Raw genomic sequence first — 12,580 nt, 5'->3', positions numbered from 1 at the left:
CCGCCGCACGCGGCGAACGCCAGCGCGCACAGCAGCGGCGCGAAGGCTGACCTAGTCGTTGGAGGTCACCGCCTCGAGCAGGTCCGCGAAGCGCTCGCGAGCCGCCTCGCGGCGGGTGGGGACGTGCTCGGACGGCACGTCGTGGGGTTCGTAGCCGCGCAGGACGCGGCGGGCGACGGACTGGCGGTGGACCTCGTCGGCGCCGTCGTAGAGGCGGCCGGCACGCGCGTAGCGGTACATCGCCTCCAAGGGTAGGTCGGTCGAGTACCCAAGTGCCCCGTGCACCTGGATCGCGCGGTCGATCACGTCGTGCATGACCTTCGCGCCGAAGAACTTGATCATGCTGATTTCAGTGCGGGCGGCCGACGCGCCCTCGTTGTCCATCTTCCACGCGGCGTGCAGCGTCATCAGGCGCGCGGCGTGCATCTCGGCCGCGGAGTCCGCGACGAAGTTCTGGATCGACTGCTTCTCGGCGAGGACGCCGCCGAACGCGTGGCGTGACACGGCGCGTTCGCACAGGGCGTCGAAGGCTCTTCTCGACACGCCCAGCCAGCGCATGCAGTGGTGGATGCGGCCCGGGCCGAGCCGGTGCTGGGCGATCAGGAACCCCTCGCCCTCTCCGCCCAGGAGGGCGTCGCCGGGGACGCGCACGTTCTCGTAGCGGATCTCGGCGTGGTTGCCGTAGACGCCGAACGTCTGCGCCGGGTGCTCCATCGTCGCGACGTCGCGGACGATGTTCACGCCCGGCGTGTCGGCGTCGACGATGAACATGGACGCGCGCTGGTGCGGGCGCGCGTCGGGGTCGGTGACCGCCATCACGATCAGGAAGTCCGCGATCGAGCCGTTGGTGGAGAACCACTTGTGGCCATTGATGACCCAGTCGTCGCCGTCGCGTGTCGCGCGCGTCTGCAGCAGCGTCGGGTCCGAGCCCGCCGTCTCGGGCTCGGTCATCGAGAACGCGCTGCGCAGGTCCCCCGCGAGCAGCGGGTGCAGGTAGCGCTCCTTCTGGTCCGGCGTGCCCGCGAGCGCGAGGATCTCGCTGTTGCCGCTGTCGGGCGCGGCGCTGCCGAACACGGCGGGTGCGAGCGGGCTCGTGCCGAGGATCTCGTGCATCAGCCCGAGCTTGACCTGTCCGAAGCCCTGCCCGCCGAGCTCGGGCGGCAGGTGCGCCGCCCACAGCCCGCGTTCCTTGACCCGCTCCTGCAGCGGCGCTATCGCACGCTTGAAGCCCTCATAGCCGAGGTCCTCGAAAACAGTCTCGATCGGCCACACCTCGTCCCGCACGAGGTCGCGCATCCAGTCCAGGTGTTCCTGGAACTCGGGCTCTGTCGCGAAGTCCCACCCCATCGGTCGATCATCGCACGGCGCGCTCGATCACCCACAGGATCAGACCGAAGACGATCAGCCCGCCCGCCCAGAGCACGAGCTGCGGGTCGTCGGTCACGGACTGGACGGCCAGGCCGGCGCAGGTGATGATGCCCAGGTACGGGAGCGCGGTCGGGGCCCGGTAGTGGTCGTGCTCGACGGTCTCCGAGCGCAGCTTGAGCAGCGCGACGTGGACGCCGATGAAGACCAGCAGCAGCAGGAGCACGGTGGTGTCGGCGAGCGTCGAGAGGTCGCCGATGATCACCAGCACGGCGGCGATGGAGGCGGTGAACGCGATCGCCACCCACGGCGTGCGGCGGCCGCGGTGCACCGTGCCGAGCACCTCGGGGACGACCTTCTCCCGCGCCATGCCGTACATCAGGCGGCTGGCCATGATGAGGTTGAGCAGGCAGCCGTTGATGAGCGCGAACAGGGCGATGGCGGCGAATACCTTGCTGTTGAGCGCGAGCGGGCCGAGCGCGACGACCTCGAGCAGCGGGCCGTCGGAGCCCGCCAGCGTGTCCGCGGGCACGGCCATGCCGGCGATCAGCGTCACGAGCAGGTAGACGGCGCCGGCGATGGCGAGGCCGGTAAAGAGCGTGCGCGGGAACGACCTCGTGGCGTCCTTGGTCTCCTCCGCGACGTTGACCGCGTCCTCGAAGCCGATCAGCGCGTAGAACGCGATCGACGCGCCGGCGACCATCAGCAGCGCGGGCGTGGCGTCGTCTTTGAACTCGAGCGCGGCACCGGGGTCGCCGCCGCCGTCGAACAGGAACGTCGCGCCGATCACGACCACCAGGAACAGGCCGGCGATCTCGATCAGCGTGCAGACGACGTTGAAGCCGGCTGACTCCTTGATCCCGCGGAAGTTGATCGCGGTCACGACGCCGATCACGACGAGCCCGACGAGGATCTGCGGCAGCTCCACGAACTGGCTCAGGTAGTCGCCGCCGAACGCGGTCGCGAGCGCGGCGGCGGACGCCAGGCCCGAGCACATGACCGCGAACGCGACCACGAACGTCAGCAGGTCGGTCTTGAACGCCTTGTGGATGTACAGCGCGGCGCCGGCGGCCTGCGGGTACTTGGAGACGAGCTCGGCGTAGGAAGCGGCCGTGAACGCGGCGACGATCGCGGCGACCAGGAAGCCCGTCCAGATCGCGCCGCCGATCTCGCCCGCGACCTCGCCCGTCCGCGCGTAGATGCCGCCGCCGAGGATGTCCCCGACGATGAACAGCAGCAGGGTCTTCTTCGTGATCCCGGCGGCGAGCGGGCTTCCCTCGCGCTCGTTGGGGCCGGCTGTGTCCGCGTAGGCAGCCATTGACGGCCCGTACCCGCCTGTCAAGCCGTTCACGCTTGTGGCCGATACGTGTTCGCGTGACGTCCCCGCGTGCGCTCTCCCTCCTCGCTGCCCTCTCCGCCCCGGTCTTCCTCGCCGCCGCCATCGCCGGCTGGCTCTCCGAGGCCTGGCCGGCGACGCCCGTGACGTTCGGCGTCGCGGCCTTCGTCGTGTGTGGCGGCCCGCTGCTCGCCATGTGGCACGTGTCCACCGCGAGCGACGACGCGGAGTACGAGGAGGAGCCGACCCTCGTTCTGCCCGCACCCGCCGCGCCGCCGGCGCCGGCCCCGGTGCCGCTTCCGCTCACGCCCAAGGCCGCGGCCGCCCGCGCCTTCATGGGCTGGCGCGACTCCGGAACCTAAAGAGGGACTGTCCCCTTTTAGGTTCCCGCCCGCCGTCCACGACCGGTTTTTGGCTCTGTGCGGTGCCGTTTCCTAAAGAGGGACTGTCCCTCTTTATGTTGGTGGCGTGCTTCTTGCCGCCGCGTGTGTGTCCGTGTTCGTCGGGACGATGTTGCAGGCCGCGACCGGGTTCGGGTTCAGCCTCGTCGCCGCGCCGCTCGTGTTCGCGGCGGTGGGTGCCGAGCCGGCGGTGGTGCTGTTGCTCCTGCTCGGGCTCGAGGTGAACCTGCTCACGCTGATGACCGAGCACCGCACGCCGCAGCCGCTCAAGCGGGCGGCGGTGGTCATCCTGCTGTTCGCGGTGCCCGGAGCGTTCGCGGGTGTCGTGGCCCTGCGCGCGCTGCCCGAGGTCGCGCTGCAGGTAGCGGTGACGCTCGGCGTGCTCGCGACGCTGCTCGCTCGCCGGATCACCACCGCGCACATCCCCCCGTCCGTCGCCGGGCTCGCCGCGGGTGCGCTCACGACGACCACGTCCACCAACGGCCCGCCCATCCTGCTGCACCTGCTCGGCCGCGGCGCGCCGCCCGAGCAGGTGCGCGACACGCTCACGGTCTGCTTCATCGGCCTCGCGGCGCTCGGCGCCTTCGCGCTCGTCTCCTCCGGCGACATCGTCGCGCCCGACGGCGCGCTCGTGCTCGGCCTGCTGCCCGCGGTGGTTGTCGCGCACTTGATCGGGCGACGCGGGTTCACCCGCCTCGCGGCCAGCCCGCACTACGAGCGGGTGTTAACCGGTGTGATGCTCGTCGCGGTCGTGGTTGGGTTGATCGGAGCGCTCAGTTAGGCTCCCGCGGGGATGGCGCAGGCGCACGGAGACCGGCTCTCAGCCGTGGATGCCTCGTTCCTGGCTCAGGAACGGGCGAACAGCCACATGCACATCGGCGCGGTGCTGATCTTCGAAGGCCCGCCGCCGTCGTACGAGGACTTCCTCAACCACATTCGGTCGCGGCTGCACCTCGTGCCCCGCTACCGGCACAAGCTCGCGTTCCCGCCGCTGGAGACGGGCCGGCCGATCTGGGTCGACGACCCGACGTTCAACCTCGAGTACCACGTGCGCCACACCGCGCTGCCGAACCCCGGGAGCGAGGAACAGCTGCGCGCGCTCGCCGCCCGCATCCACTCGCAGCGGCTGGACCGCGCGAAGCCGCTGTGGGAGCTGTGGCTCGTCCAGGGCCTCGAGGGCAACCGCTTCGCGTTGATCTCCAAGACGCATCACGCGCTGGTGGACGGCGTGTCCGGCGTGGATCTGATGACCGTGATGTTCGACCTCGAGCCGGTCCCGCAGATCGCGCCGCACGAGGGCGAGCCATGGGCGGCCAAGCCCGAACCGGCCCCGCTGGCGCTGGCCGCGCGCGGGGTCAAAGGGCTGCTCAAGCTCCCGTTCGACGTCGCCGCCGGCGCGGTCGGCGCCGCGACGCACCCCGGTTCGACGCTCGACCACGTCAAGGAGGCGCTGGAGGGCATCGGCGAGGTCGCGTGGGCGGGCCTGAACCCGGCGCCCGAAACGCCGCTCAACGTGCCGATCGGCCCGCACCGCCGGCTCTCGTTCGTCCGCAACGACCTGAGCGACTTCAAGCTCGTCAAGAACACGCTCGGCGGCACGGTCAACGATGTCGTGCTCACCGTCGTGGCCGGCGGGTTGCGCACCTGGCTGCGCTCCCACGGCGTCCGTACCGAAGGGCTGGAGCTGCGGGCGCTCGTTCCCGTGTCCGTCCGGGCCAAGGACGAGCACGGCCAGCTCGGCAACCGCATCGTGGTGATGCGCGGCCCGCTGCCGGTCTACGTCGAGGACCCGGTCGCCCGGCTGCGCGTCGTGCGCCACGCGATGGAGGACCTCAAGAGCTCCAAGCAGGCCGTCGGTGCCGACGCGATCGTCGGCCTCGAGGCGCTCGCCCCGCCGACGATCCTCGCCCAGGCGTCGCGCCTGCAGTTCTCCACGCGCCTGTTCAACCTGCTCGTCACGAACGTGCCCGGCCCGCAGCTTCCGCTGTATGTGCTCGGCCGCGAGCTCGAGGACCTGTTCCCGGTCGCGTTCCTGCCCGAGAACCAGTCGCTCGCCGTCGCGGTCATGTCCTACAACGGCCGGATGGACTTCGGCCTGCTCGGCGACTACGACACCCTCACCGACATCGAGGACTTCGGCCAGGCCCTGCGTGAGGCGCTGGCCGAACTCGTGGAAGCCGCGGGCGGCAAGCCGCCGAGACGACGCCGGAGCGCTGCTTCAGCCGCGTAACGCGACCGAGTTAGACGTCATGCGCTAGATTTTTAGCCATGTCTAACTCGCTCCGATGGATCGTGGCCGTGGGAGCCCTCGCGCTCGCGCTCTCCGGCTGCGGCGCCACGGACGACGCCGACTCGGGGAAGCCGAAGGTGCTGACCACGTTCACGGTGGTCGCGGACATGGTCCGGCAGGTCGGCGGCGACCGGATCGAGGTCGCGTCGATCACCAAGCCCGGCGCCGAGATCCACGGCTATGAGCCGACGCCGTCCGACCTCAAGAACGCGGCCACCTCCGACCTCGTCCTGCAGAACGGCATGGGGCTGGAGCGCTGGTTCGAGCAGTTCGTCGACCTCGCCGACGCCAAGAGCGTGACGCTCTCGACGGGCGTCCAGCCGATCCCGATCGCCGGCGAGAGCGAGTACGCGGGCAAGCCGAACCCGCACGCGTGGATGTCGGTCTCCAACGCGAAAATTTACGTCGAGAACATCCGCAAGGCGCTGACCGACCTCGACCCGGCGGGTGCGGCCGTGTACGCCGCCAACGCGCGCGAGTACAGCGGTGCGCTGGACGAGGTCGGGGCGCTCGTGAAGCGCGAGCTGGCCGCGCTGCCGCCGCAGCGCCGCGCGCTGGTGAGTTGCGAGGGCGCGTTCTCCTACATGGCGCGCGACTTCGGCCTGACCGAGCAGTACCTGTGGCCGGTCAACGCCGAGCAGGAGGGCACGCCGCAGCAGATCGCCGGCACCGTGAACTTCGTGCGCGAGCGCCAGGTGCCCGCCGTCTTCTGCGAGTCGACGGTGAGCGACGAGGCCATGAAGCAGGTCGCGAACGAGTCCGGCGCGCGCTTCGCGGGCGCGCTGTACGTCGACTCGCTCTCGCAGGCCGACGGCCCGGTCCCCACCTACCTCGATCTCCTGCGCCGCGACGCGCAGACCATCATCGCCGGCCTCACGGGAGCCTCCACATGACCGACGCCATCACCGCCTCCGGCCTGACCGTCAGCTACGGCGACACGCTCGCGCTCGACGACCTCGACTTCACGGTCGAGCCCGGGCTCGTGCACGGGCTGATCGGCATGAACGGCTCGGGCAAGTCGACGCTGTTCAAGGCGCTCATGGGGCTCGTGAAGGTCGACGCCGGCGAGGTCCGCCTGTACGGCGCCGACCCCGAGCGCGCCCGCCGCGCCGGCCGCGTCGCCTATGCCCCGCAGAACGAGGACGTCGACTGGGCCTTCCCGGTCTCGGTCGAGGACGTCGTCACCATGGGCCGCTACGGCCAGATGGGCTGGCGCCGGCGCACGCGCGAGGAGGACCGCCGGCGCGTCAGCGAGGCGCTCGAGCGCGTGGAGCTGCTCGACCTGCGCGACCGCCAGATCGGCGCGCTGTCCGGCGGCCAGCGCAAGCGCGCGTTCGTCGCCCGTGGCCTGGCCCAGGGCGCGGAGCTGCTGTTCCTGGATGAGCCGTTTGCGGGCGTCGACAAGCGCAGCGAGGCCACGATCACCGAGCTGCTGCGCGACCTGGCCGCCGAGGGCCGCACGATCGTCGTCTCCACGCACGACCTCGTGGCCGTGCCCGCGTTGTGCGACCGCGTCGCGCTGATCAACCGCCGCATCATCGCCCACGGCGACGCCGACGACGTCCTGCGCCCCGACCTGCTGGCCGAGGCCTTCGGCGGCTTCGTGCCGCAGGAGGCCCTGCGCGCATGATCGACTGGCTGATCGACCCGCTGACGTTCGAGTTCATGCAGCGCGCGATGCTCGTCGCGGTGGTCGTCGGCATCGCGTGCGCCGTCCTCTCGTGCTGGCTGACGCTGCTCGGCTGGTCGCTGATGGGCGACGCGGTCTCGCACGCCGTGTTGCCGGGCGTGGTGCTCAGCTACGTGATCGGCGCGCCGTTCGCCGCGGGCGCGTTCATCTTCGGCGCGGGCGCAGTCGGCCTGATCGGCGGCCTGAACCGCACGAGCCGGGTGAAGGAGGACGCCGCCATCGGCATCGTCTTCACCGGCCTGTTCGCGCTCGGCCTCGTGCTCGTGAGCGTGATCCCGTCCCAGGTCGACCTCTTCCACATCCTGTTCGGCAACGTCCTCGGCGTCAGCGACGGCGACATCCTCCAGGTGCTCGTGCTCGGCGTGCTTGTGGTCGTCGTGCTCCTGCTGCTGCGCAAGTCGCTCGTGCTCTACGCGTTCGATCCCGTCCACGCGCACGCGATCGGCATCTCCCCGCGGCGGCTGGAGATGGTCCTGCTCGGCGCACTCGCGCTGACGGTGATCGTCGCGCTGCAGGCCGTCGGCATCGTGCTCGTCGTTGCGATGCTCATCACCCCGGGCGCCACGGCCTACCTGTTGACCGACCGCTTCGACCGGCTGCTGATGCTCGCGATCGGCACGGGCGTGCTCTCCACGGTGCTCGGCACCTACCTCAGCTACCACCTCGACGCCTCCACGGGCGGCATGATCGTGGTCGTCCTGACCGTGCTGTTCGGGCTCGCGTACCTGTTCGGCCCGCGCGGCGTCCTCGCCCTCCGGCGCGGCTAGCGGTCGCGACCCGAGCCCGAGGGCTGATAGAGCCGGGTGCTGCGCAGCGCGTCCGGCATGAACTGGACCCGGTCGCCGCCGGGCTGGGACGCGTGCACGTAGCCGCGGCCGTGACCGAGTTGCTCGTCCACGGCGGTGCTCGCGTTGCGCAGGTGCGGCGGCACCGGGTAGGCCGGCGTGGACGCGACGAGCGCCTCGGCCGCCTTGAGGCCGTGGTAGGCCGCCCAGCTCTTGGGTGACTGCGCGAGGTAGCTGTCACCGCCGCGAGCGGGATCCAGCACTCGGGGGCGCCGACGCGCTCCACGGCGTCGAACGCCGAGTTGGCGACCGCGATCGCGCCCGGAGCGGCGGTGCCGATCTCCTCCCCGGCCGCGACGATCAGCCGGCGCGCGATGACCTTCGGGTCAGCCCCGCCGTGCTTGAGCCGCGCGAGCCAGTACAGCGACGCGTCCGTGTCCGAGCCGCGGATGCTCTTGATGAGCGCGCTGATGATCGCGTAGTACTCGTCCTTGCGGCTGTAGGTGCCGGGCCGGCTGCCGAGGGCGCCGACGAGGTGCTGCTCGTCGATCTCGCCGCCTTGCGGCTTGGTCGTGGCCGCATCCTGCAGCGCGTTGAGCGCAGAGCGGGCGTCGCCGTCGGCGTGGACCAGCAACCGCGCGAGCGCCGGCTCGCTGAGCGTGTGGGCGCCGCCGAGGCCGCGCTCGGGATCGGCGAGCGCGCGCTCGATGACCTCGCGCAGGTCGTCGTCCGACAGCGGCGTGAGCGGATAGATCTTCAGCCGCGACCGCAGCGCGCGGACGATCTCGTGCCCAGGATGCTCGGTGGTGGCGCCCAGCAGCGTGATGGTGCCGTTCTCGACGTGCGGCAACAGCGCGTCCTGCTGGGACTTCGACCAGCGCGCGATCTCGTCGATGAACAGGATCGTCATCTGTCCCATGGCACGGCGCTCCGTCGCGCGGGCGACGATCTTGCGCAGATCGGCGATCCCGTCCGTCACCGCGTTCAGCGACTCGAACGCGGCCGCGCTCTCCCGCGCGATCGCCTGGGCGATCGTCGTCTTCCCGCACCCTGGCGGGCCCCATAGGATCAACGAGTGCGGCTGCCCGGACGCGAGCGCCCGCCGCAGCGTCCCGGCGGGGTCGGTCAGCTCCCGCTGCCCGACGACCTCGTCGAGGTTGCGCGGACGCATCCGCTCCGCCAGCGGCGCCGCCGTCGACACGAGTCCCTCGAAGAGCGTCACCGCTGCCACGGTAGGCGGCGGCGCGGACGCACCGCCGTCGACTGTCCCCTCATTGGAGGGTTGCGCGAACCGACGCCACATGGCACGGTGGCGCCGTTGTGCTTCGCCTTGCCGTATTGGTCATGGTTGGCGCGTGCTGTATGACGGTCGACGCGGCGCGCGCCGGGACGATGACCGTGTATTCGTGCCAGACCCCTTCCGGGCGGCCGTTGAACGCGTCCGGGTGGGTCCGGTCCGCGAGCGTCGGCGGGCAACCGGCGCCTGCGCGCGGCGCGGACGCCTGCAGCGACGGCGGGCCGTTGAGCGTCTCGCTGACGGCGCCGCTGCCTGAGGTGTATCCGCTGCAGGCGTGGTCCTTCGTCGCGGCTCCCGACACGTCGATCGCTGCGTTCAGCGCCTCCCTGTGCGCGGAGGTGCGTGGGACGCGTGCGTTCGCCGAAGTCGCGCGCGCCGGCGGGCCGGTCGCGTATGCCACCAACGTCTGGCCCGAGTGGCCCGCTCGGCTGGGATGCGACGGTCGCGCCATCGGTGGATCGGGATTCCTGACGGAGAGCGTGCACCTGCGCGTCTGGTGCGACGCCGGTGCGAGTTGTGGGCCCGGTGTGGCCGCCAGCATCGCGCTGTCGCGGTTCCGAGCCGAGATTCGCGACGACAACGTGCCGGTGGTGACCGACGTCCACCCGCTCGGGGCCGAACGAGTGCTGTTCGACGTGACCGATGCGGGCGTTGGTGCATACCGCGCCGTCGTCGAGGCAAGGGTCGGTCAATCCGGCCCGTGGCAAGAACTCGCGGCCAAGGAGCTCGGATGCTCGCCGCTCGGCGAGACGCCGGGCTCTCGCTACGAGTTCGCAGCGCCTCAGCCGTGTCCGTTGCGGGTCTCGGGCGCCGTCGTCGGCTTCACCCCGGCAGCCCTGCCGGTCGGTACGCACGACATCCGCTTCGTGGTCGAGGACGCGTCGGGTAATCGCGCTGACGTCACCCCGGCTCGCCCCTATGTGGTCGCCGCGCCTGCGCAGCCGCCCGTGACCACGTCCGCACCGACCTCGATCCTGCGCCTGCGAGCTACCCGGGCACGGCTCACGGGACGGCTGCTCGACCTCTCGTCGCAGCCGATCGCGGGCGGTGCGCTCGAGATCCAGTCGCGCGGGTTCCTTCCCAAAGCCGACGCGGCAACCGGGCCGTGGACGACGATCGGCAAGCTCGCATCCCGCGCGAACGGCGCGTTCTCCTTCGCACTTCCGCGCGGTCCCTCGCGCGTGTTTCGCGTCGTCCACCCGGATGGCAGCTCATCGGCGGAGACGACGGTCCTCGCCGCGGCGCGGGTCGCGGCTCGTGCCCGCCACACGCGCGTCCGCAACGGGAGCTCTGCCGTCATCAGCGGACGCGTCGAGGGCCCGATCCCGGATGGCGGCGTGCTGGTCGGCCTCGAAGTCCGCAGCAACGGACGTTGGGTGCCCGTCGCGACAAACCGCCGGTGGGTTCGGACCCGTCCGAGCGGCACCTACTCCCTCTCGTACCGGTTCCGAAGCACGTTCAGCCCGACGAGATACCGGTTCCGGGTGGTCGCCGACGAGGACTCGGCCTTCCAGTACACCCGCGGCACGAGTCGGAGTGTCTCCGTCCTGGTCCGTCCCTGACCGGGTGGGGGGCGAAGTTCTCGCGCTGGACCCTACGTAGGCCGATGATGCGCTCCAACAACTTGCAGAACGCGCGGTTTCGTGGGACGGTCCCGCGTCCCGTGGGTCGGTTCATCACTCAAGTCCTACTGCTCGCGTTGCTGTTCGCGGCAACCCACACCGCGACGGCGCACGCCGGCACGATGACGCTCTACTCGTGTCACACGCCGAGCGGCAAGAGCGTCGGCACCTACGGTTGGGAGAAGTACGACCCCGGCGGTCGTTTCGTCGGTGTCGCCAATGACTCGTGCTCGATCGGGCCCTCCGGCGTGCTTCGCGTACAGACCGGGGACAGCGAGAACGTGTCGACCGCTGGTTGGCAGTTCAGGATTGCCGCCAACACGAGTCTCGCGTGGTTCGAGGTCGCGGTTTGCGGCGGGAGGTCGCAGTCTTCGGCCGCGGCAGTCGCACACGTGACGTCAGCGGCAACGGAGACGCTGGCCAACTCGGTGACTTCGTTCAACCAAACGCTCGGCTGCGCAGGAACGGCTCCCTGGTGTTGTCATGCCCCGAACATGGTGCGCGGAGGAGGGCCCGGCATCTCCGGCTTGCTGGTGCTGTCGATCTGCGTGTTCTGGTGCGGGGGCAGCAAGGCGGAAGCGTCGAGCCTGAAGGCCTCCGTCACCGATGTCCAAGCCCCTGTGGCTTCCCCGAGAACGGGCTCGTTGCTGTCTGCCTCGACACAACTCGGTATCGAGACGTTGACGTTCGACGCCACCGACGTCGGCGTCGGCGTCTTCAGGGCGGTGATCGAGGCGCGCATCGATCGTGCCGGAGAGTGGAAGGACGTGGTCAGCGCGCCGGTCCAGACCGGCGGGACGTGCACGCCGCTGCGAGAGACCGACTACCTGTACGAGTTCGACTCACCGCAGCCGTGCCCGCTGTCCGTGAGAGACCGTGAGATCGTGCTCAACCCTGGCGTGCTGCCCGTCGGATCGCATGACCTGCGGGTCACCGTCGAAGACGCGTCGGGCAACAAGACGGCGCTCGTCCCGGCCAAGGTCTACACGGTGCCCGCGCCGCCGGTGGTCAAGCCGCCGCCCGTGATTGACGACCCGATCGATCCCGGCGCGTCGCCCACGCCCACGCCCTCGCCCAGCTCCGAAGACGGAGCGCCGAACGGCACCGCAGCACCGCAGGCCGGTGAGCCCGCGGCGAGCGGGACGGCGCAGTTGACCATCGTCGGCCCCAGCTCGCGCACGGTGAAGGGCGACGGCGCGACCGTCATTCAAGGGCGACTCACGGACGCGGCCGGCCAGCCGATCGTCGGCGCGGTCCTCAACGTCCAGGCGCGCGCGTTCCTGCCCAAGCCGCGCACCGCCACCGGCGCGTGGAAGGCGATCGGAACGGCCACCACCAACCAGAACGGCGAATACGGCGCGAAGGTTCCCGGCGGCGCGTCGCGGACGCTGCTCGTCAGCTACCGACGCCTGGTGTCCGACGCCTTGCCCGCCGCGCTCGCGCAGATCGACGTGCTGGTTCCCGCCACCATCGCGGTGCGGCCGAACAGCACCCGCATTCGCAACGGCCGATCTGTGGTCTTCAGCGGACGGGTCGCCGGACCGATTCCGCGCGGCGGTGTGCTCGTCGCCCTCGAGGTGCGCGAACCCGGCCGGTGGATCCCCGTCGCGACGACCAAGCGGTGGGTGCGGACCAAGCGCGACGGCTCGTTCAGGTTGTCCTACCGGTTCCGCAGCACCTTCAACGCAGCGACGTACCGGTTCCGGGTCGTCGCCGACGAAGATTCGGCGTTCGCCTACGCGCGCGGCACGAGCAAGACGATCGCGGTGCGCGTCAGCCCGTGACGACGCACCG

General features: G+C 70.8%; 10 protein-coding genes and 1 pseudogene. 8 read left to right on the top strand and 3 right to left on the bottom strand.

The window, feature by feature from the left end; genetic code table 11:
• Window positions 1–51 precede the first annotated feature (51 nt).
• Together OJ962_RS20245 and OJ962_RS20240 are read right to left on the bottom strand one after the other, a co-directional pair.
• Window positions 52–1,347 (bottom strand): acyl-CoA dehydrogenase family protein, encoded by a 1,296-nt coding sequence (locus OJ962_RS20245; RefSeq protein ID WP_202957769.1) that lies wholly within the window; start codon window positions 1,345–1,347, stop codon window positions 52–54.
• Window positions 1,348–1,354: 7 nt separating this feature from the next.
• Entirely contained in the window at window positions 1,355–2,683 is a 1,329-nt protein-coding gene (locus OJ962_RS20240; RefSeq protein ID WP_202957768.1) for an APC family permease, read from the bottom strand.
• Window positions 2,684–2,739: 56 nt separating this feature from the next.
• Between OJ962_RS20240 and OJ962_RS20235 the strand changes: the two genes are divergently transcribed.
• The 6 genes from OJ962_RS20235 (at window position 2,740) to OJ962_RS20210 (ending at window position 7,849) form a co-directional block, all read left to right on the top strand.
• Window positions 2,740–3,063 (top strand): hypothetical protein, encoded by a 324-nt coding sequence (locus OJ962_RS20235; RefSeq protein WP_202957767.1) that lies wholly within the window; start codon window positions 2,740–2,742, stop codon window positions 3,061–3,063.
• Between the two features lie 106 nt (window positions 3,064–3,169).
• Window positions 3,170–3,883 carry a TSUP family transporter gene (locus OJ962_RS20230; protein WP_202957766.1) on the top strand — a complete coding sequence of 238 codons (714 nt, stop codon included), beginning with the start codon at window positions 3,170–3,172 and terminating at the stop codon, window positions 3,881–3,883.
• Between the two features lie 12 nt (window positions 3,884–3,895).
• The gene (locus OJ962_RS20225; protein WP_202957765.1) at window positions 3,896–5,332 is read left to right on the top strand and encodes a WS/DGAT/MGAT family O-acyltransferase; all 1,437 of its coding nucleotides are present in this window, start codon (window positions 3,896–3,898) and stop codon (window positions 5,330–5,332) included.
• 38 nt (window positions 5,333–5,370) lie between these two features.
• Complete coding sequence (locus tag OJ962_RS20220; protein WP_202957764.1) at window positions 5,371–6,285, top strand: metal ABC transporter substrate-binding protein; 915 nt, start codon at window positions 5,371–5,373, stop codon at window positions 6,283–6,285.
• Window positions 6,282–7,022 (top strand): metal ABC transporter ATP-binding protein, encoded by a 741-nt coding sequence (locus OJ962_RS20215; RefSeq protein WP_202957763.1) that lies wholly within the window; start codon window positions 6,282–6,284, stop codon window positions 7,020–7,022. Before OJ962_RS20220 ends, OJ962_RS20215 begins: the two co-directional genes overlap by 4 nt.
• Window positions 7,019–7,849, top strand: a complete 831-nt coding sequence (locus tag OJ962_RS20210) for a metal ABC transporter permease (protein WP_202957762.1) — start codon at window positions 7,019–7,021, stop codon at window positions 7,847–7,849. The genes OJ962_RS20215 and OJ962_RS20210 overlap by 4 nt, the downstream gene beginning before the upstream one ends.
• Here the strand turns inward: OJ962_RS20210 and OJ962_RS34490 are convergent.
• Window positions 7,846–9,038 (bottom strand): annotated as a pseudogene (locus tag OJ962_RS34490) (replication-associated recombination protein A). The gene OJ962_RS20210 and the pseudogene OJ962_RS34490 sit on opposite strands and share 4 nt — an antisense overlap.
• Window positions 9,039–9,229: 191 nt before the next feature.
• On the opposite strand from OJ962_RS34490, the gene OJ962_RS20190 reads away from it, so the two are divergent.
• Window positions 9,230–10,726, top strand: a complete 1,497-nt coding sequence (locus tag OJ962_RS20190; protein ID WP_270006556.1) for a hypothetical protein — start codon at window positions 9,230–9,232, stop codon at window positions 10,724–10,726.
• Window positions 10,727–10,827: 101 nt separating this feature from the next.
• Complete coding sequence (locus OJ962_RS20185) at window positions 10,828–12,570, top strand: hypothetical protein (RefSeq protein WP_270006555.1); 1,743 nt, start codon at window positions 10,828–10,830, stop codon at window positions 12,568–12,570.
• Window positions 12,571–12,580 lie beyond the last annotated feature (10 nt).

Origin of the sequence: Solirubrobacter deserti, assembly GCF_027587175.1 — a bacterium.
GTDB lineage: Bacteria > Actinomycetota > Thermoleophilia > Solirubrobacterales > Solirubrobacteraceae > Solirubrobacter > Solirubrobacter deserti.
The sequence above is the reverse complement of the archived record's forward strand: the minus strand, read 5'-3'. Positions and strand labels throughout refer to the sequence as shown.

What these genes read in the sequence shown, in the direction of transcription:
- OJ962_RS20215 (WP_202957763.1), top strand. Translation starts at nt 6,282, where the DNA reads ATGACCGACGCCATCACCGCCTCCGGCCTGACCGTCAGCTACGGCGAC.
- OJ962_RS20220 (WP_202957764.1), top strand. Translation starts at nt 5,371, where the DNA reads ATGTCTAACTCGCTCCGATGGATCGTGGCCGTGGGAGCCCTCGCGCTC.
- OJ962_RS20210 (WP_202957762.1), top strand. Translation starts at nt 7,019, where the DNA reads ATGATCGACTGGCTGATCGACCCGCTGACGTTCGAGTTCATGCAGCGC.
- OJ962_RS20225 (WP_202957765.1), top strand. Translation starts at nt 3,896, where the DNA reads ATGGCGCAGGCGCACGGAGACCGGCTCTCAGCCGTGGATGCCTCGTTC.
- OJ962_RS20240 (WP_202957768.1), bottom strand. Translation starts at nt 2,683, where the DNA reads ATGGCTGCCTACGCGGACACAGCCGGCCCCAACGAGCGCGAGGGAAGC.
- OJ962_RS20190 (WP_270006556.1), top strand. Translation starts at nt 9,230, where the DNA reads ATGACGGTCGACGCGGCGCGCGCCGGGACGATGACCGTGTATTCGTGC.
- OJ962_RS20245 (WP_202957769.1), bottom strand. Translation starts at nt 1,347, where the DNA reads ATGGGGTGGGACTTCGCGACAGAGCCCGAGTTCCAGGAACACCTGGAC.